Raw genomic sequence first — 18936 nt, 5'->3', positions numbered from 1 at the left:
GCATCGTGATGATGGGGCCTGCCATGCGATCGGGTTGGGTTTAGCGGCGCAAAATCTTGTCCATGGATTTGCCCTTTGCAAGTTCGTCGATGAGCTTGTCGAGGTATCTGATCTTCTGGGTGATGGGGTCCTGGATGTCCTCGACTCGAACACCGCAAACGACACCCTTGATCTGAGAACTGTTTGGGTGGATCGCCGGGGCCTGGTCAAAGAATCGTTGGAAATCAATGTTGACCGTAGTGTGATGGCTGAGCTGCTCGCGACTGTAGCCCGTCAACCAGCAGATGATGGTGTCCACCTCCTCCTTCGTCCGATTCTTGCGTTCGGCCTTTTGCACGTACAGCGGATAGACCGTCGTGAAAAGCAGCTTTGAGATTTCGCGTGGGGACATGGTGACGTCTCTTGGCCCAATCGTTTCAGGGATGCCTAGCGAAAGAAGTCAACCGGCCCCGCCTGCACCGAGGCGATGAGCTAAGCCGAGGAAGCGGGAAGATGAGAGAGAGCGGAAGGCAATGCGGGTGGAGTCCGAGCCCAGCGGAAGGTCCGGCCGAGCCTCATGGATGGGTCAGCGGAGAAGGCCGCGAACGAGAGTCACAAGGATAAGCGTGACCAGACCTCCGAGGACCGCATAGACCACCATTCGCCCCCAATGGCGGGTCGGGGGTGGGAGTGAGTCTTGGACTTCCGGCGAGGACTGGATGGTCGAGGCACCCAATCCAAAATCGACGCGTTGCCATGATTCACCGACATGCCCAGGGAGGAAGGCAGGTTCCTCACCACGCTTTTCGACGAGTTTTTCGTGATCCATGGGCACCTCGAAGGGTGGGGCCTAACGAATGAACCGAACCGACCCGCCTACGCCGAAACGCTGAGCGGAACCAGGGGAGCGAGAAGCTGAGAGAGAGCTGAAGGCAATGTAGGCGCGGTCCGAGTTGAGCGGAAGGTTAGGCCGCAGCGATGTTGGGGCATCAGAGTGGTCGAAGTTGCTCCGCGATTGAGCGCGTTTTCTCAGTCTCTACATCCCCGGTATGTAAAGTGGCTTTGCGCTCAAAGAGCATCAGGTAGCACGCTTCCTCAGCAATCGGGTTGTGGCGTACACCCTTTGGGACCACGAACAGTTCCCCTTCGCTCAGTTCGACTGAGCGGTCCTCCATTTCGATGCGCAGATGGCCTTGAAGCACATAGAACAATTCATCTTCGTTCTCATGGCTATGCCAGGCCAGCGAACCATGGACCTTGGCGACTTTTACGAACGAGTCATCGACTTCGCCAATCACACGAGGAGACCATTCCTCAGTAAGCGACAGGGCCACGGACTTTGGGGAGATGGGATTCGACACAAGGGCTCCTGCGGACTAACGAATGAGGCTGGACGGCCCCGCCTGCACCGAGGCGCAGAACGGAGCCGAGAAAGCGAGAAGTTGAGAGAGAGCGGAAGGCAAGGCAGGCGGGGTCCGAGTTGAGCGGAGGGTTATGGCGATGAGTGGCTAAGTCACCCGTTACTTGAGCCTTGGTGAACATAGAGCTCATGTGCCATGGAAAGTTGTAATGCGATTTGTCTTGTAACGCCAATTGCGGTACGGCAGTAGGGGAAACTGGTTTTCGGGAAAAAGAGTTTTTGGGATCTCTCAGGAGAATCACTTTGAAGGAAATGATAGGTTGAGAATTGACCAGGTAAGACATTTTCAAAATTTCGTAATAGGACCATTATTGCAACTCGCGAAAAGACTCCTGCTACATATATTGCGTTGTCCTTGCTGATTGAATCAATGCCCATAGGCGCATCACCAAATCCAGGATCTATGGTTTCAGCGAGAGCGATAGCAAGCGTCAGACGCGAACGAATTCCATCAATCGGTTTGAGGACTCTATCTCTGAGGTTTGAACGGTCTGTATACCTGCCGTCTGGATTGTGCAGTATCCATGCTAGACCTTCAAATTTCCACAGCCAGCGAACTAGTAATTCGGCCTCGTAGTCAGAAATTCCATTTCCAGATTCGAGATCAATGAAGATTTGGGAAACGGGTGCTTCCAATTCTCTACCAAAGTCGCTGTTGCACATTTTGCATAACGGGACCGTAAGGGTTAATGGATTCACGCTTTTGTCTTTGGATATTTTTACAGCCGTGGACGCTGTATTTGTCCTATTGATTAACCAACGTGGCCAAAAATGTTCTTTGGTTCGTTCAACCATAGGACTATCGCAACCTGCGCATATCTGTTTGTGCTTGCGCGTAACAACCATGCGAGAGCCCTAACTACCTTTAGACGGTGACGAACAAAGAGGACGGTGATGGGATCACTCTCCCACCACCGTCCATCCTCGTCCAGCAGCAGCTGGCTTTGTCTTTTCTTAGTGTCTTCTCGGCATCAGCTGCGCTGATACGCGAGACATACAGAAATCTGGTGGTGAATCTGTTTCTGTGCGAACGGCCTACCGCTTTGGATAAGCCGGCACCGCCGGGAACGCAGGCGTGGGGTTCTCCGTGAGCTGCTTGAGCAGGGTGTCGATGCCCACTTCGAGTTGCCGGTCGTGGCCTTGCAGGAGGCTGGCGGGATCGTTCTCCACGGTGAGGTCTGGGTCGGCGCCGTGGTTCTCCACCCACCACTTCCCTTCCCGGCCGTAGAAGCCGTTGTTGCTCTGCTCGACGCGGCCGCCATCCAGGGTGAACTGGGTGTTGATGATGCCCACCAGGCCGCCCCAGCTGGGCACGCCCACGATGGGGCCCAGCTTGCGGGCCTTCACGTGTTCGAGGAAGGCCTCGCCGTCGCTGCCATTCTGTTCGTTGGTGAGGAAGACGTAGCGGCCGTCGCTGGCGGTGCCGGGGTAGCGGAAGGGGCCCATGCCGCGCAGCACGTTGAAGCCCACCTGCTTGCGCTCCAGCTTGTCGATCATGAAGAACTCGGTCCAGCCGCCACCGTTGCCGCGCACATCGACCACGATGCCCTTCTTGTAGCGGAAGGCGCGCCAGTACTTGTCGAACTGGCCGATGTTCTGATCGCCCATGGCGGTGATGTGCATGTAGCCCAGCTGGCCGTTGGAGGCCTTGTCCACGGCGGCGATGTTGTCGGCAACCCAGCGCTCGTAGCGCAGGCTCCAGTCATTGGTGACCGGCTCCACCTCGATGGTGCGGGCACCTTCCAGCGTGGGCTTGGCGTTCACCGTGAGCGTCACCTTCTGGCCCTTGCTGACCTGGAGGCGCGCTGCGATGGCTTCCGGTGCCTTCAGGGGCTTGCCGTCAATGGCCAGGAGGTACTCACCCTCCTTCACCTTGGGCGCGGGATCGGCGAGCGGCGCCTTGAGGTCACGGGCATAGGGCGTGGGGCCATAGACCTTGGCGAAGCGGTAGAGACCGTTCTCGGCGCGGAAGTCCGCGCCCAGGAGGCCCGGGGTGACGGGGCTCGGCTGCAGCCGGGCGGGGCCGAGGTCGCCGCCGCTCACGTAAGTGTGGCTCACATTCAGCTCACCCACCATCTGGCTCAGCAGCCAGTTCAACTCCTGGCGGGAGTTCAGCTCGGGCAGCCAGGCGCGGAATTTGGCGCCGATGGCCGTCCAGTCGTTGCCGTTCATGTTCGCGTCGTAGAAGAAGTCCCGGTACCAGCGCCAGGTGTCCTCGAAGATCTGCTTCCACTCGGCCCGGGGGTCGGCGGTCATGCTCATGCGGTCGAGGTCGAGCTTCTCCGGCAGGGCCTTGGAGGTGAACACCGCCGAGGCCTCACCCACATGGTAGTTGGGCCCTTTGCGGAGCAGCAGGCGCTTCCCTTCGGTATCGAAGGTCCAGTCGCTGATCGCGTCCGTCAGCACCACTTCCTTGTCCTTCTTGGCGGTAGCGTCGTAGAGGTGCAGCTTCCACTTGTCGGCCCCGCGGGGTGCGTAGAACTCCTCCACCACGTTGTCGTCCCAGCCCTCGACCTCGTCCCAGCCCACGAGGCCGCGACCGGCCTTGAGGTGGAACAGGTTGCCGGGCTTCACGGGCAGCGGCGCGATGCGGTCGGACAAGCCCGCCACATCAATGCGGAAGGAACTGGTGGAGGAGGATGATGCGGACGACGCCTTCTCCTCACCGGCCTTCAGCTTCACGGCCATGACCTGCACGGGCGCGGACTGGATGTGGTTGTCCTGGCTGGGGTCGAGCTTCGTGTGGAAGTTGCTGTAGCTCAGGAAGTACAGGGTGCTGCCATCCAGATCGAAGGTGGGGTTCACGCAGTCGTAGAACCCATCCGTGAGGGCCACCTTCTGCTTCGTGGCCAGGTTGAACAGGGTGATGCGGCCGTTGCGGCTGGGTTCCACCACCGAGTAGGCCACCCACTGGGAATCCGGCGCCCAGGCGTAGTCGCTGACTTCCCAAGTGAACTGGTCGTTCTTCAGGTCGTGGAATTCGTCCACCTTGGTGAGTTTCTTCGCGGCCACGTCCATGACATAGAGGGCGAAGCTCTTGTCGCCGAACAGGATCTTCGTGCCGTCGGGGCTCCACTCCAGGTGGTAGAGGGCCGTCTTCAGACCCGTGGGGATGCGCTCTGCCGCGCCGCCATCAGCCGGCTGCACATAGAGGTCGTAGTCGCCGCTGGCGTCGCTGTAGTAGGCCACGCGCTTGCCATCGGGCGACAGGCGCGGCATGCGCTCGCGCACACCAGGCGTCTGCGTGAGGTTCTTCGCGGGCTTCGTGGCGTCCGTGGGCAGCAAGAACACCTCGCCCCGGGCCTCGAAGACTGCGGTCTGACCCGTCAGGCCCATGGAGAGGATCCAGTCCTTGGGGTTCACGGGGCGCGGCGCGGCCTTCCAGCCGTCGCTGGCCGCGGTGACGAGCACCGGGCGCACCGCCTTGGTGGCTAGATCGAGGGCCTGCAGGTGGCCGCCCTGCACGAACACGACCGTCCGGCCGTCGGTGCTGGGCTGCTGCACGTCGAAGTCCTTGAGGTCGGTCAACTGCTCCACGGCCTTGGTGGCGGGATCCACGGCGTACAGGTTCGTGATGCCGCTGCCGCCACGGTCGGATTCGAAGAGCACCTTGCCGCCCGCCCAGATGGGCGCGCCATTGCGTCCCACGTAGTCCGTCAGCTTCTCGAAGCGCTGGGCCTTGAGGTCCGCCAGCCACAGATCCTGGTGGCGACCGCCCTTGTAGCGCTTCCAGTAGTACTCCACCACGCCCTTGGTGCTGTAGGCGAGGCGCTGGCCATCCGGCGCCAGGGTGCCCTGGACGCCGCGCGGCACGGCTAGGGCCTCGGGCTCGTGGCCGTCGAGGTCCACGGTGAACAGGCGCTCGATGGGACGGAAATCATGGCCGCCGAGGCCCTTGAAGACCACCTTCGCACTGTCCGGCGTCCAGCCCTGCACCGAGACGAAGCCGGTCCAAGTGAGCCGCTTCGGCACGCCGCCCTCGGCGGGCATGACATAGGCCTCGGTCGTGCCGCTGTACTGGGCGTTGAAGGCGATCCACTTGCCGTCGGGGCTGAAGCGGGCCGCGGTCTCCAGACCCGGATGGGTGGTCAGGCGGCGAGCCGGCCCACCCTTGAGGGAGCCGAGCCAAAGGTCGTCCTCCCAGGTGAACACTACGCGATCACCGTTCACATCCGGCGAGCTCACGAAACGGGGGGCGCGATCCTGAGCCACGAGGGCACAGGCCACGAAGAGTACGGCGGAAGCACGGAAGCGCGACATCAAAGACTCCGGTGAGGGGTGGATCAATATACCTCGCCTAGTGATGAATGTGAGCCCCGATCCTGGCGAATCCAGCGAATCGCCTTGTGGCGCAAGGGAACTGGTGATAGTTTGAGCTTCCAACAGGCTTTCCATGTCCCATACCGGTTTCGCCAGCATTCCCGCCGCCATCGCGATCATTCCGTCGCGCGAGGGGGCATAGGCCGGATCCGATCCACGATTCCAAGCCCCCCGCACCGCAAGGTCGGGGGGTTCTTCTTTATCCCCAGGAGCACCCATGAGCCCCACTCCGGTCCAGCCCCCGCAGGATCTCCTCGAGCGCATCCTCACGGCCCTGGTCTACGACGTGGCCATCGAGTCGCCCCTGGAGGCGGCGCCGCGCCTGTCGGGCCGGGTGGGCTGCCCCGTGTGGCTGAAGCGCGAGGACCTCCAGCCTGTGTTCTCCTTCAAGCTGCGGGGCGCCTACAACAAGATCGCCCAGCTCGATCCGGCGGAGCGGGCCCGGGGCGTCATCGCCGCCTCCGCCGGCAACCATGCGCAGGGCGTGGCCCTGGCGGCCCGGAGGCTGGACCTCCAGGCGACCATCGTCATGCCGGTGACCACGCCCCGCATCAAGGTGGACGCCGTGCGCGCCCTGGGGGCCCAGGTCGTGCTCCACGGGGACTCCTTCGACGAGGCCTTTGCCCACTCCCAGGCCCTGATGGCCGCCGAGGGGAAGGTCTACATCCACCCCTACGACGACCCCGACGTGATCGCGGGCCAGGGCACCATCGGCCTGGAGCTGCTGCGCCAGATGCCCCGGGGCCTGCGGGCGGTCTTCGTGCCGGTGGGCGGCGGGGGCCTCATCGCAGGCATCGCCGCCTACCTCAAGCGGCTCCGGCCGGAGATCCGGGTCATCGGCGTGGAGCCCGTGGATGCCGACGCCATGACCCGCTCGCTGGCAGCCGGCCACCGGGTGCGGCTGGAGCGGGTGGGCCTCTTCGCGGACGGCGTGGCCGTCAGCCAGGTGGGCGCCCTGCCCTTCGAGCTCTGCCGGCAGTACGTGGACGAGATGGTGCTGGTGAACACGGATGAGATCTGTGCCGCCATCAAGGACGTCTTCGAGGAGACCCGGTCCATCCTGGAACCCGCGGGCGCCCTGGCCCTGGCGGGGCTCAAGGCCTGGGCGGCCCGCCAGGACGACGCGCCGGCCGCCGGCAACCTGGTGGCCATCCTGTCCGGGGCCAACGCCAACTTCGACAACCTCCGCTTCGTGGCGGAGCAGGCCGAGCTGGGCGAGAAGCGGGAGGCCATCCTCGCCGTCACCATCCCCGAGCGCCCTGGCAGCTTCAAGGCCTTCTGCGAACTGATCGGGGCCCGGTCCATCACCGAGTTCAACTACCGGCTGGCGGATCCCGAGCGCGCCCACATCTTCGTGGGCCTGCAGATGGCCGACCGCTCCGAGCTCGAGCCCCTGCTGGGGCGCCTGCGGGCCGAAGGGCTGGAGGCCCAGGACCTGAGCGAGAACGAGATGGCCAAGCTCCACGTCCGCCATCTGGTGGGCGGCCGGGCCCCGACAGCGACCCACGAGCGCGTCTACCGCTTCGAGTTCCCCGAGCGCCCCGGAGCCCTGCTCCGCTTCCTGGAGCACATGAGCCGCGGCTGGAACATCTCCCTCTTCCACTACCGCAACCACGGCGCCGACTACGGCCGCGTCCTGGCCGGCATCCAGGTCCCCCCCGAGGACCAGGCCGCCTTCCAGGCCTTCCTGGATGGCCTGGGCTACCGCTTCGTGGATGAAGGCGACAACCCGGCGTACCGGCTGTTCCTGGGCTGAAAGCCTGAAACCGCGAAACGCGCGAAAGAACGCGAAAAGGCCGGAAGCCGATCCGCAACCTTTTCGCGCGCCCAAGGGGTGATTCGCGTCGTTCGCGGTTCCACAGCTTTTCTAGAACAGCTTCCCCACCAGGGCCGCCAGGGCGGTCTCGGTGCGGAGGATGCGGGGACCGAGGTCGAGCGGCTGCAGCCCGGCTTTCTGCAGGCTCTGCACCTCGGCCTCGACCCAGCCGCCTTCGGGGCCGATGGCGAGAGTGACGGGGGCCGCCAGGACCTTCGGCGCCCCGGCGCCTGTGCCGGGATGGGCCATGAGGCCCGTGCCACCCGCCAGCAGGCCCGGCAGCTCGTCTTCCACGAAGGGACGGAAGAGCCGCGCCAGGCGCAGCTCCGGCAGCACCGTGTCCTTGGCCTGCTCCAGGCCCAGGATCAACTGTTCGCGCAAGTTCTCAGCCTTCATCCGGGGGCTGGCCCAGTAGGCCTTCTCTACTTTCCAGGCGTTCAGCAGCACCAGGCGGGAGGCCCCCAGGCTGGCGGCGGCGGCCACCACGCGGTTCAGCACCTTGGGCCGCGGCAGGGCGATCAGCAGAGTCAGTGGCAGCTTGGGCGGCGGCGCCTGGTCCAGCGTCAGCTCCAACTCGAGGGCTTCCCCGTCCAGGCGCAGCACCCTGCCCCGGCCCATGTTCCCATCCAGCAGGCCCACGGCCAGCTCATCGCCCACGACGGCACGATGAACCTCGCGGACATGGGCCAGGCGCCGCCCCGTGAGGCAGGCCCGATCCGGAGTCGTCAGATCCTCCGGCAGCAGCAGCACCAGGTTCAAGGCAGGTCCCGGCGCAGGTTCAGGGCCAGGATCAGGTCGCGGTCGACCTGGCCCCCGATCTGGAAGACGTGGTCGCCCACCTCGCGGAAGCCGCTGCGGGTGTAGAAGGCCACGGCCTTGTGGTTGTTCTCCCAGACGCCCAGCCAGAGGACATCCGCCCCCCAGGCTCGCGCCATCTCCACCGCCTCTGCCATCAGGGCCGCGCCACGGCCGCCGCCCTGGGCAGTGCGCAGCAGGTAGATGCGCTGCAGCTCGACCGGGCGTTCGCCGGGGACGCCCAGCTCCCGGTGGCCCAGGCGCAGCTGGAGGAAGCCCACGGGCACCCCATCGACCTCCAGGATCCGAGCGGGTCGAGTGGGATCCGCCAGCTCAGCGCGCTGGATGGCCTCGCCGTAGGCGGCCGCCAGGAAGGCTCCCAGGTCCGGGCCGGAGGTGTACTGCTCGAAGGTCTCGCGGAAGGTGCGGGCGCCAAGATCCGCAAGGATGGCGGCGTCCTCCAGAGTGGCGGGTCGGATGGTGACCGTGGGCATGGGCGCTACTTTCGTCTGGGGTTGGAGCGGGCTTTCGTTTTGGCGCGGGCGGCCACGGCGATGGCCTTGGCCATCCAGACCGCGAGCTGATCCGGGTCCTCCAGCACCTCGGCGGGCAGCTCGTAGTACTGCATGGGCCGCGCGGGATCGCCGAAGGGCATGAAGGGCCCCATGCCCTCAGCCTCGAAGTCGGGACGGTTCGTGTCGTCCGTCTTGAAGTAGAGCGTGTCGTCCGCGGCCAGGGCGAAGGCGCGGCCGTCGGCGAAGAAGCAGAGACCGCCGAACATTCGCCGGGAGTCCACGGGGCGGATCTGTCCCATCTGCTCCAGGAGGTATGTGCGGAAGCTCACGGAAACGGCCATGGAGACATGCTACCTTCCTCGCGAACCCGCCGGAGGCCCGGCGTCCTTTGTCAGGATCCCCCATGCGGATCAACACCCTCGACGACCTGCTCCGTGCTGTGAAGGATCGCCCCCACAAGCGGCTGGTGGTGGCCTGGGCCAACGACGCCCATACCCTCGAGGCCGTGAACGCGGCCGTGGAGGCGGGCCTGGTGGAGGCCATCCTGGTGGGTGACGAAGCCGTCATGACGAAGGTGCTCCAGGAGCTCAAACTCCCCAAGGAGCGCTTCCGCATGGTCCATTCACCCACGGCCACCGAGGCGGCCGACAAGGCCGTGGCCATGATCCGCTTCGGCGAGGCCGACCTGCTCATGAAGGGCCTGCTGAGCACCGAACTGTACATGAAGGCCATCCTCAACAAGGAGCAGGGCCTGCTCGAGCCCGGGGCCATCCTCAGCCACGTGACCGTGATGGAGCATCCCGGCCATCCCAAGCTGCTCATCGCGGGCGATGTGGCCGTGATCCCCGAGCCGGAATTCAAGGAGAAGGTGGCCATCCTCGGCTACCTGGTGAAGACCGCGAAAGCGCTGGGTATCGAGACGCCCAAGGTCGCCGTACTGGCAGCCTCGGAGCAGGTGCAGCCGAAGATGCGCGCCAGCGCCGAGGCCGCCCTGCTCTCGAAGATGGCGGACCGCGGCCAGATCAAGGGCGCCCTGGTGGACGGTCCCATGGCGCTGGATGGCGCCATCGATCCCGAGTCCGCGCGCATCAAGGGCATGGGCGGCCTTGTGGCCGGGTACGCGGACTGCCTGCTCTTCCCCAATCTCGAAGCGGGCAACACCTTCTACAAGGCCGGCACCAAGCTCGGTGGCGCCGAGATCGCCGCCGTCGTGGCCGGCGCCCGGGTCCCCTGCGTCCTCAGCAGCCGCGGCGACAGCACCAAGACCAAGCTCAGTTCCATCGCATTGGCTGCGCTGCTCGCCTGAGTGGCTACTTCTTCTCCAGAGTCATTTCGGAGAAGGCCATGGTGATCTGCTGCTTATTCCCGCCGTTCCAGACACTGAGATCCAGGGCCGCGGGCAACGGCAGGCCTTGCAGAGACTGGTTCTTGATCAGGACCTTCAGGCGCATCGAGGAGGCATTGGCCTTGACTTGGTACTCGGCGTAGTAGCCGGTGAGCACCAACCCGTCGGGCTTCCGATCGAAGGTGGGACGGATGGTGGAATCGAAGGCCGGGCTTTGCACTTTCATGTCGGTGATGATGAAGGTCTTGTCCATCAGGAGCTCGACTTTCGTGTTCCCCTCCTCATCCCAATTCACCCGATAGTGGGTGCCCGCGTCCTCGACCTTCACGGCGTGGCCCACGGGGGGAAATGGCGTCTGGAGCATGAAGGGTGTCCAGGTCTGGAAGAACCCCGTGAGGATCTGCTCCATGCCGCCATAGACCTGATTCAGCCCCGCCGTCGATTGCTGATTCGGGGTATCCACGATGTTGTGGGAGACCTGCGCATCGCCCTGGGCACCAACCAGGACCTCGAACCGCACCTTCGAGAAGATCTTCATCGCCGCGTCGTAGCCGGCCGGGTTTTCCTTCGCCTGCTCGGCGAGCAGGGCGGACCAGTCCGGCGTGGCGAAGAAGTGGTAGCGCTGGAAGCCCTTCTCCGCGAGGCCCACGTAGGCGGCACGCGCCCGACGGAGAACGACCTCGGGATCGGGCGCGGTCTTGGGGGCCGCCGCAAGGAGCGACGGCCCAAAGCTGACTGGGCCAAGGCCCGCCAGCAGGGCGAAAGCGAGTTGGACAAGGCGTCGGCGATGGCTCAAGGGGCCCTCCGGAATCACGAAGCTCGGGAACGGATGACCCCAGTCTAATGGCAATCGCGGCTTCAGGCCGGCGGGTAATCCTTGGCGCTTTCCCGGCCGGAGAGCACGCGCAGGGCGCCCTTGGCGAGGGCGGCCATTTCGTTCTCGCCGGGGTAGACCTTCACGGGACAGCCCAGGGCGGCGGTGAGGCGCGTCAGTTCTGCCACCAGTGTCGAGGAGCGGGCCATGCCGCCGGTGAGCAGGATGGCGTCGATGGTGGCGCCCTCGAAGGCGGGCACCAGGGCCGTGATCGCCTTGGCGATCTGGTAGGTCATGGCGTCATAAACCAGCGTGGCCTCGGCGTCCCCGGCCTCGACGCGGCGCTCCACCTCGCGCATGTCGGAGGTGCCCAGCAGATCGATGATGCCGCCCCTGCCCTTGTTCTTGAGCTTCAGTTCGGCCTTGGTGTACTTGCCGGAAAAGCAGAGGTCGATGAGCTGCCCCGCCGGCAGGGTGCCCGTCCGCTGGGGCGAGAATGGCCCTTCGCCGTCGAGCCCGTTGTTCACGTCGATGTAGCGGCCCTTGCGGTGGGCGCCCACGGTGATGCCGCCCCCCATGTGGGCCACGATGACATTCACGCGCTCGTAGAAGGTCTCGTGCTCCTCGGCGTAGCGCCGGGCCGTGGCGATCTGGTTGAGGGCGTGGCTGATGACCCGGCGGGGCAGTTCCTTCAGCCCGGAGATCTTGACCTTGGGATCGGCCTCGTCCACCACCACGGGATCCACGATGTAGGCCGGCTTGTCCGTCCCCGCCACCAGCTCGGCGGCGATGAGGGCGCCGAGGTTCGAGGCGTGCTCGCCGCGCCCCCCAGTCCTCAGGTCCTCCAGCATGGTTGGCCCCACCCGCCAGGTGCCATGGGGGATGGGTCGCAGCAGTCCGCCGCGCCCGGCCACGGCGTCGAGGTCAGCCAACGAGAGGCCTTTGCCCGCCAGGAAGCGCAGCACGGCGTCTTTGCGGAAGCTGAATTGTTCGGTGATGGGCTGGCCCTCGAAGCCCTTCAGTTCCTCGGCGGAATGCTGGAGCTCTTCAGTGAAGCGCTCCTCATCGCCCTCGAAGATCGAGGTCTTGGTGGAGGTCGACCCAGGATTCAGCACCAGCACGCGGTGGCGCCGGAAGAACGTGTCCTTGGGCGTGCGTTTCCATTCGCCATAGGCGTGGAGCCGCATCAGCGAGGCCTTCAGGGCAAGCCGGATGTCCTCGGGCGTGCAGTCCATGGGCAGGTCCACACCCTGGAACCAGAGGCCGAACATCACGGGGAACTTCTTCGCCTCGGGGAAGCGGGTGGCATAGAGGTGGTAGAGCAGGTTCCCCATGTCCAGGTTCGGGCACACGATCACATTGGGCACGCCCTCCCAGGGCAGGCCATCCGAGTGGTAGAGCCCCGCTGAACGGCGCGAGAGGGCCACGCTGACCTTCACCTCGCCCCGGATCTGGATGCTGGCGTAGCGGGGGCTGTGGGCGACGCGCTCCGCCAGGATGTCCGGCACCAGGTCTGCCGCCTGCCGCACCAGCTCGGGCGAAGGGCCCTCATCGCTGCCGCGGTTGGAGTAGGACACCATGGCACAGCGGATCTCAGGCAGCACGTCCTCGGGGATGAGGTCTCGCGCCACGGCGCAGGTGCCCACGGCCACCTCGGCCAGGGTGCGGGGGGTCATGCTGGCGTTCACGCCCACGTCCCCGAAGACCACGATGTTGTGGGGATAGACCTCTTCGGGGTGCTCGTCCGGCAGCACGAACACGCCAGCTTCGCAGGTGACGCTGCGCTGGGCGAGGATGTCCACCATGGGGCGGAAGAAGGCCTTGGGCTCGTGGATGGCGCCGCCCACGACCATGTCCCCATGGCCCAGCTTCACCGCCCAGATGCCGAAACGACCGGGCTCGGACACCAGCTTCCGGGCCTCCTCCAGGCCCAACGCCCGGCCCTGCCCCCGGCTGAAGGCCACGCAGGCCGTGGCGAAGGACTCCACCAGGTCGGGGCGGGAAACAGGATCGACGAAGGCGCTTTCAGACAGGGTATAGGCCACCCGATCCGCACCCAGATGGGCCAGGGTTTGCGCGGCCACGGCCCGCACCTCGGCCTCGGGCGCCAGGAAGACCGGCCGGATGAAGCGGCTTAGGAAGCAGGCCGCTTCGAGGGTGCGCGGATCCAGGGCCTCGGGGAACATCACCGTGGGCCGGTTCCGGGGCACGGCCAGCAGGCGGCTGTCGAGGGACGCTTCGATGTCAAACATGGGGCTCCAGGTGCTTGGAATGCCTTGCAGCGCTGAGTCTAGCAGCCAGAGGATTCTATTTTGCAGATCTGAAGGTCACATATCCGGAGACCGGTCTGTGACCTCGGCTGATTCCACCCAGATCACCTCGCAGGAACCATCGCCGGTATCCGTACGGCTCAGGCTGCTGACCCAGTGCCACCCGTCCTTCCCGTCCGCGCGCACCAGCTGGCCTTCCAGGTGGACCACCTGCCCCACCCGGGCCGCCTTCAGGCGCCTGGCGATGCCTTCGGTCGCGGGGATCATGTGCATGTTGGCGCTGTGGCTGATGACTTCCCGCTCCGCGATGGGCATGCGGGCGGCCCGCCAGAAGTACCAGCGATCCCGCTGCTCGATGGAGAAGGCCGCGAGGACCTGCGAATCGGACATGGGTCCCCAGCCCAGGGCCAGGTCCACGGGCGACAACTCCGCGGGCCGGTCGAAGCGATACCGTTCGGCGCTCAGCACCCGGGCGCGGATCTCGAAGCGGGCCAAGGGGGTGATCCGATGATTCCGAAAGCTCCAGGGCTCCTGGGAATCCGGGGCTGCCTGGATCGGATCTCCGGGGGCAAGGACGCCTGCGGGCTGGGACACGGCGCGGCCCTCCCACCACCAGATCCCCAGAACTCCCGCCACAACTACCGAGACCAGGGTTCCCCGGCGTTCCCTGAACCAATCGAGCCACTCGTCCATGGAACAAGGCTAGCCTGGGCCCAAGAGAAGCCCAGGGTCAGAATTTCACGAGATCCCCGACGATGAACTGGTGGTGTTCCGTGCCTGGCTCACGCACCAGGGGAAAGGCGACGGTCAACAGGAACACCCGGCCGATCGAGCTCTTCAGGTTGCCAAGGCGCAACCCGCCGCCCACATCCACATAGGTGCGGCTCCAGCGCCCCGTGTCCAGCCGCCGGATAGCCCCGCCATCGGCATACACCACGAACCCGAGCTGCAGGATGCCGAGCCAGTTGTAGGAGGTGTTGATCCGTTCTTCCAGGGAGGTCATCCAGCGACGGTCACCCAGCAGGAGGTGATTCCCGTACCCCCTCATGCCATCCATCCCACCAAGGTAGAGGAAGGCCTCGGGGACTGGCCGGTGAACCGCATCCAGCTGCACATAAGCTGCCTGCGTCTGCGAGCGGAACCCCTGGTGGTAGGCGGTGAAACTCAGGTTCAGGGACGCGTCCTGCCAGCCGTCGGATTCATGGCGCGCCGCCGCCTTGGTCCGAAGGAGGAGGAGGGAGCTGGCCTCTGGAGCCCAGCCCTTGGAAACATCGATCTGGAAGAACGGCGAGTCGACGTCACTCCCGAGGCTTTTCAGATAGGAGCCCGCGCTGATCTTCGCCTCCCACCCGAGGTTGAAGTCCTCGGAGTGGGTCATGCCGGCCAGATTCCGGTAGGTGCGGAACTGATCCTCGAACAGACTCCAGGAGGCATGGACGCCCCGCAGCAGGCGGTCCCGCAGCCAGGGAACGGGCAGACTCCCGGCGGCCAGAGTCTGGATTGGACCATAGTTCGATTGCTTGAGGTCCACCCCCCCGCCCAGACGCAGAGCCCGTCCGTCCATCACAGTCGTGGCCATGGACCCTTCGGCAAGAACGCTCTCCTGTCGGGAGGGGAAGGTATAGGCGGTCTGCTCCAGGTTGTAGACCGACTCGATGGAATCCGAAGATGAGGCCCGGAAGGTCATGGACCAGGGGGTCTCCAGCCCGCGATAGGGTTTCGTCAGCTCGAGGAAGCGGGTCTTCCCGTCGGAGAGCGCCTGGTAGCGGGAGTCCAGGGTCCACTGGGTTCCCAGGATCTGCCGGTCCAGGTACTGCACAGTATCGATGGAACGTTCGGGGGTCTTCTCGTGGGCCAGGATCAAATCCTTGCCGAACCCCAGGAGATTGGATTCATGGACCGAGAATCCGAAACTACGCTGCCCGCCCACCTGCGTGAAGCCGGCGCTGCCCTTCAGGGTCCAGGCATCCCGAGTGTGGACCATGGCGTGGACGGCCCCCGTCTCATCCACCTGGGGCTCGATCAGGGCATCTTTCAGGAAGCGGAAGGTCCGCAGATTCCTTTCAGTCTCATGGATCAAGCGGGCATTCACCGTTTCGCCTACATGGAAGAGGATCTCCCGGCGCACCACCTGCTCCCGGGTTTCGATATGCAGGAAGTTCGCCGCCCGTCCGAGCCAGTGGTTCTCCTTGGGGAGCGAGGGATCGAAGACATCGCCGATGCTCAGGTCGATGCTGGCGATGCGCGCCTGTCTGGCCTCCAGTTCCTCCCAGGTGGGCGCGGTCTGGGCGGCGAGTGGGGAATCCGCCAGGAGCACCATCACCATGGCCATGAGGCTGCGGCAATCACGGCCCTGGCTCCTCTCCCGGGAGATTTGCATGCCTCAGCCTAGGCCAAATGGTGATGTCCGTCACGGCGTGAGCGAAGAACCCGCCTATGATCTGAGCCTTCGTATGGTTCTTTCCGCGTCGGATCCCAGTGGCCCACTCCTCCAGGAGTGCAGGTGCAGGACCGCGGACGAACTCCGGAACCTCGGCGGGACGGCGCCCTGGTTCGGTACACTTCCCGAAACCCGTCCCCTGGAGTCCTCATGGACCTCACCTGGCTTTCCGCCAACCCCGGCCTGAGTCTGCTCAGCCTTCTCGTCATCGCCTTCGCGGTGATCCTTCTCAGCAAGTGGATCCGCTACATCCCCAACAACCGCGTCGGCATCGTCGAAAAGCTCATCAGCGGCAAGGGGTCTGTCAAGACTGGCCTCATCGCCCTCGGCGGCGAGGCCGGCTTCCAGCCCCAGCTCCTGCGCGGTGGCTGGCACTTCCTCACGCCATTCCAGTACCGCATCCACAAGATGCCCATGGTCACCATCCCCCAGGGCAAGATCGGCTACGTGTTCGCCCGGGACGGCAAGGACCTGCCCTCCTCCCAGGCCCTGGCCAGCAATGCCCGGGGCGCCGACTTCCAGGATGTGCTGGCCTTCATCCAGGGGGGCGGAGAGAAGGGCCCTCAGCGCCAGATCCTGCGCGAGGGCATGTACGCCATCAACCTCGTCCAGTTCGTGGTGCTCACCGAAGACCAGGTCTACTACCTGCCACTCGACAAGAGCGAGGTGGAGACCTTCCAGAAGATGAGCGCCATCATCACGGAGCGCGGCGGCTGGCGCCCCGTGATCATCAAAGGCACCGATGATGCCGTGGGCATCGTGACCGTCCATGACGGCCCCTCCCTGGCCAGCGGCGAGATCATCGCCTCCACCGTCGGCGAGGATCCTCACCAGCCCACGACCTACCACAACAACTTCCAGGACGCGGACAAGTTCCTGGTGGCGGGCGGCCAGCGCGGGCGCCAGTACCAGGTGCTGGTGGAAGGCACCTACTACATCAACCGCCTCTTCGCGACGGTGGAACTCATCCCGAAGACGGTGGTGGACGTGGGCACGGTGGGTGTGGTGGTGAGCTATACCGGCGCCAAGGGCGCCGATATCAGCGGCCTGGACTACCGCCATGGCGAGCTGGTCACCATGGGCCAGCGCGGCGTGTGGAGCGACCCGCTCCTGCCCGGCAAATACGCCTTCAACACCTACGCCGGCAAGGTGCTCATGGTGCCGACGACGAACTTCATCCTCAAGTGGACCAAGGGCGAGGTGGGCAGCCACAAGTTCGACGAGAACCTGACCGAGGTGAGCCTCATCACCAAGGACGCCTTCGAACCCAGCCTGCCGCTCTCCGTGGTGGTCCACATCGATTACCGCAAGGCGCCGCTCGTCATCCAGCGCTTCGGCGACATCAAGAAGCTGGTGGAGCAGACCCTCGATCCGATGGTCAGCGCCTACTTCAAGAACATCGGCCAGACGCGCACCCTCATCCAGCTCATCCAGGACCGCAGCGCCATCCAGGAGCAGAGCGGCACGCAGATGAAGGAGAAATTCGCCCAGTACAACCTCGAGCTGCAGGAAGTCCTCATCGGCACACCCACCAGCGGGGCGCCCGGCGGGCAGATCGAGCAGATCCTCGTCCAGCTCCGCAGTCGCCAAATCGCCGACGAGCAGGTGGAGACCTACGGCCGTCAGCAGAGCGCGGCGGTGAAGGAGCGTGAATTGCGCGAGGCCGAGGCCCGGGCCAAGCAGCAGACCTTGCTGACGGAATCCGCCATCGGCATCGAGGTGCAGAGCAACCAGGGCAAGGCCGAATACGCCAAGGCCCAGCAGCAGGCGGCGCAGATCCAGACACTCGCGGGCGCCGAGGCGGAGAAGGTGCGCCTCATGGGCGAAGGCGAGGCCAAGCGCATCAAGGTCATGGCCGAAGCCCAGGCCGAGCAGGCCGCCCGCGTGGGCATCGCCCAGGCCATGGCCATCGAAGAGCAGGTCCGCGCTTACGGCGGCCCCCAGTTCCAGCTGGTGCAGCAGGTCATGAGCCGCTTCGCCGAGGCCATCGAGAAGTCCCAGGTGGATGTCGTCCCCAAGATCCACATGGGCGGTGGCGCGCAAGGCGGAGGCAGCCTCATCGAAAGCCTGCTGGGCCTCCTGCTCAGCGAAAAGGCCGGGCAGCTCGCAGGAGTGGTCCCCACCGGGGTCAATCCCGAGGCTGAGGCGCTGAAGACTGCGATGCGGCAGAACCTCACCAAATAGCTTGCCCGTTCCTGAACCCCGGGGCGGCTCCGGCCGCCCCGGTCACATGCTAGGCTGGTTCTACCCAACCCCCTCCCAACAGTGGCTGTACAACCAGCTTTCCTCGATCAGCCAGATCCGGCTCCTTCCATCCACGGGTGCTCCCATGATCGTCTTCCTCCCCTTCCAGGCTCCTGCCCCAGCACCCCAGGTCCAGTCCCAGCCCCTGGTCGTCACCATGGGAGATGGCCTGCCATCCGCGATGGACGCCCTGATCAAGGCGAAAAACTGGGCTGGATTGGCCGACTGGTTCGAGTCCGTACCTCCGGCCACCCGCGGCAAGTACTACGAATGGTGGATCCAGGCCCTCAACCGGAGTCAGCGCTGGGAGCGGCTTGTGGTTGTCTGCGAAGCCCTGCAGCCCCAGCTGGAAGCCAAATCCGGCCCCCGCCTGTCCACGTATCGCATCTATCGCGCCAGTGCCCTGGGCCAGCTGGGACGCCATGGGGAAGCGGCCCTGGCCCAGGCGGAGAACGGACGGCTGGGCCTGGCCGAGGGATTGCCCAATGCTTGTACCGAGGCCCGCCTGGCCCAGGATTGGGACGCCCTGCTGGCCTACGCAGGAGAACTGCTCACAAAGACGCCGGACAACGCCGGGGGACTGGCCTGGAAGGGCGAGGCCCTGGCACGCATGGATCGCCTGGCCGAGGCCGAGCCGCTCCTGCAGGCGGCTGTGGCGAAGGACCCGAAGATCGCCTACGCCTGGAACAACCTGGGCCGCTGCCTCAACGAGCGGAAGGCCTGGGGCGAGGCCCGGGAGGCCCTCGACAAGGCCCTGGCCCTGGAACCCAACCAACTCGAAGCCCTGTTCAACCGGGGACGCTGCCTCTTCGAATTGAAGCACTACCGGGAAAGCCGCGACGATTTCCGGGCGGCGCTCTCCTTGCGTCCCGAGGATCCGGTTCTTGCGGAGAATCTGCGGCAGGCCGAGCGCTACGCCGCCCTGCCCGAGCCCAAAAAGCCCGCGGCGAAGAAGAAACGCTGAGGGGATCCTCTACA

15 protein-coding genes and 1 pseudogene are annotated in these 18936 nt (G+C 65.0%); 4 read left to right on the top strand and 12 right to left on the bottom strand.

The annotated features are described in order from the left end of the window. Positions 1–40: 40 nt before the first annotated feature. The 4 genes from NOV65_RS02215 to NOV65_RS02200 all read right to left on the bottom strand — a co-directional run bounded on the left by NOV65_RS02215 (position 41) and on the right by NOV65_RS02200 (position 5659). Positions 41–391 (bottom strand): DUF2200 domain-containing protein, encoded by a 351-nt coding sequence (locus NOV65_RS02215; protein ID WP_257303875.1) that lies wholly within the window; start codon positions 389–391, stop codon positions 41–43. 577 nt (positions 392–968) lie between these two features. Further along, the gene (locus tag NOV65_RS02210; RefSeq protein WP_257303873.1) at positions 969–1340 is read right to left on the bottom strand and encodes a cupin domain-containing protein; all 372 of its coding nucleotides are present in this window, start codon (positions 1338–1340) and stop codon (positions 969–971) included. 152 nt (positions 1341–1492) lie between these two features. Next, a complete protein-coding gene (locus NOV65_RS02205) occupies positions 1493–2194 on the bottom strand; it encodes a hypothetical protein (RefSeq protein ID WP_257303871.1) in 702 nt (233 codons plus the stop codon). A gap of 240 nt (positions 2195–2434) precedes the next feature. Further along, on the bottom strand, positions 2435–5659 hold the full coding sequence (locus tag NOV65_RS02200) for a S41 family peptidase (RefSeq protein ID WP_257303870.1): 3225 nt from the start codon (positions 5657–5659) through the stop codon (positions 2435–2437). Between the two features lie 277 nt (positions 5660–5936). Here NOV65_RS02200 and ilvA point away from each other — a divergent pair, with 277 nt between their 5' ends. Then, positions 5937–7475, top strand: a complete 1539-nt coding sequence (gene ilvA / locus NOV65_RS02195; protein WP_257303868.1) for a threonine ammonia-lyase, biosynthetic — start codon at positions 5937–5939, stop codon at positions 7473–7475. Between the two features lie 111 nt (positions 7476–7586). On the opposite strand, the gene NOV65_RS02190 is transcribed toward ilvA, so the two are convergent. The 3 genes from NOV65_RS02190 to NOV65_RS02180 are packed head-to-tail and all read right to left on the bottom strand — an operon-like array spanning position 7587 to position 9186. Next, positions 7587–8294 (bottom strand): 16S rRNA (uracil(1498)-N(3))-methyltransferase, encoded by a 708-nt coding sequence (locus tag NOV65_RS02190; protein WP_306671917.1) that lies wholly within the window; start codon positions 8292–8294, stop codon positions 7587–7589. Continuing rightward, positions 8291–8824 carry a GNAT family N-acetyltransferase gene (locus NOV65_RS02185; RefSeq protein WP_257303861.1) on the bottom strand — a complete coding sequence of 178 codons (534 nt, stop codon included), beginning with the start codon at positions 8822–8824 and terminating at the stop codon, positions 8291–8293. The genes NOV65_RS02190 and NOV65_RS02185 overlap by 4 nt, the downstream gene beginning before the upstream one ends. 5 nt (positions 8825–8829) lie before the next feature. Beyond that, entirely contained in the window at positions 8830–9186 is a 357-nt protein-coding gene (locus tag NOV65_RS02180; RefSeq protein ID WP_257303859.1) for a TfoX/Sxy family protein, read from the bottom strand. Positions 9187–9248: 62 nt separating this feature from the next. Here NOV65_RS02180 and NOV65_RS02175 point away from each other — a divergent pair, with 62 nt between their 5' ends. Then, the gene (locus NOV65_RS02175) at positions 9249–10151 is read left to right on the top strand and encodes a phosphate acyltransferase (RefSeq protein WP_257303857.1); all 903 of its coding nucleotides are present in this window, start codon (positions 9249–9251) and stop codon (positions 10149–10151) included. Between the two features lie 4 nt (positions 10152–10155). On the opposite strand, the gene NOV65_RS02170 is transcribed toward NOV65_RS02175, so the two are convergent. The 5 genes and pseudogenes from NOV65_RS02170 to NOV65_RS02155 form a co-directional block, all read right to left on the bottom strand. Continuing rightward, positions 10156–10986: a hypothetical protein gene (locus NOV65_RS02170; protein WP_257303856.1), complete on the bottom strand. Its 831-nt coding sequence runs from the start codon at positions 10984–10986 to the stop codon at positions 10156–10158. Between the two features lie 62 nt (positions 10987–11048). After that, entirely contained in the window at positions 11049–12191 is a 1143-nt protein-coding gene (gene buk, locus NOV65_RS15580) for a butyrate kinase (protein WP_425250832.1), read from the bottom strand. Between the two features lie 36 nt (positions 12192–12227). Then, positions 12228–13256 (bottom strand): annotated as a pseudogene (locus tag NOV65_RS15575) (phosphate acyltransferase); the annotation flags it as partial. A gap of 75 nt (positions 13257–13331) precedes the next feature. Beyond that, positions 13332–13868, bottom strand: a complete 537-nt coding sequence (locus NOV65_RS02160; RefSeq protein WP_257303853.1) for a hypothetical protein — start codon at positions 13866–13868, stop codon at positions 13332–13334. A gap of 136 nt (positions 13869–14004) precedes the next feature. Beyond that, positions 14005–15654, bottom strand: a complete 1650-nt coding sequence (locus NOV65_RS02155; RefSeq protein WP_257303851.1) for a BamA/TamA family outer membrane protein — start codon at positions 15652–15654, stop codon at positions 14005–14007. A 210-nt stretch (positions 15655–15864) separates the two neighbouring features. Here NOV65_RS02155 and NOV65_RS02150 point away from each other — a divergent pair, with 210 nt between their 5' ends. Both NOV65_RS02150 and NOV65_RS02145 read left to right on the top strand, forming a co-directional pair. Next, on the top strand, positions 15865–17898 hold the full coding sequence (locus tag NOV65_RS02150) for an SPFH domain-containing protein (RefSeq protein ID WP_257303850.1): 2034 nt from the start codon (positions 15865–15867) through the stop codon (positions 17896–17898). A 145-nt stretch (positions 17899–18043) separates the two neighbouring features. Continuing rightward, a complete protein-coding gene (locus tag NOV65_RS02145) occupies positions 18044–18922 on the top strand; it encodes a tetratricopeptide repeat protein (RefSeq protein WP_257303848.1) in 879 nt (292 codons plus the stop codon). The last annotated feature ends 14 nt before the right edge of the window (positions 18923–18936 follow it).

Source organism: Geothrix campi, from assembly GCF_024609265.1.
Classification (GTDB): Bacteria; Acidobacteriota; Holophagae; order Holophagales; family Holophagaceae; genus Geothrix; species Geothrix campi.
This window is presented reverse-complemented; position numbering and strand designations above follow the sequence as displayed.

Bases quoted from the DNA above. Each gene is read 5' to 3' on its own strand.
- NOV65_RS02215 (WP_257303875.1), bottom strand. From the start codon at position 391: ATGTCCCCACGCGAAATCTCAAAGCTGCTTTTCACGACGGTCTATCCG.
- NOV65_RS02205 (WP_257303871.1), bottom strand. From the start codon at position 2,194: ATGGTTGAACGAACCAAAGAACATTTTTGGCCACGTTGGTTAATCAAT.
- NOV65_RS02200 (WP_257303870.1), bottom strand. From the start codon at position 5,659: ATGTCGCGCTTCCGTGCTTCCGCCGTACTCTTCGTGGCCTGTGCCCTC.
- ilvA (WP_257303868.1), top strand. From the start codon at position 5,937: ATGAGCCCCACTCCGGTCCAGCCCCCGCAGGATCTCCTCGAGCGCATC.
- NOV65_RS02185 (WP_257303861.1), bottom strand. From the start codon at position 8,824: ATGCCCACGGTCACCATCCGACCCGCCACTCTGGAGGACGCCGCCATC.
- NOV65_RS02180 (WP_257303859.1), bottom strand. From the start codon at position 9,186: ATGGCCGTTTCCGTGAGCTTCCGCACATACCTCCTGGAGCAGATGGGA.
- NOV65_RS02175 (WP_257303857.1), top strand. From the start codon at position 9,249: ATGCGGATCAACACCCTCGACGACCTGCTCCGTGCTGTGAAGGATCGC.
- buk (WP_425250832.1), bottom strand. From the start codon at position 12,191: ATGCGGCTCCACGCCTATGGCGAATGGAAACGCACGCCCAAGGACACG.
- NOV65_RS02155 (WP_257303851.1), bottom strand. From the start codon at position 15,654: ATGCAAATCTCCCGGGAGAGGAGCCAGGGCCGTGATTGCCGCAGCCTC.
- NOV65_RS02150 (WP_257303850.1), top strand. From the start codon at position 15,865: ATGGACCTCACCTGGCTTTCCGCCAACCCCGGCCTGAGTCTGCTCAGC.
- NOV65_RS02145 (WP_257303848.1), top strand. From the start codon at position 18,044: ATGATCGTCTTCCTCCCCTTCCAGGCTCCTGCCCCAGCACCCCAGGTC.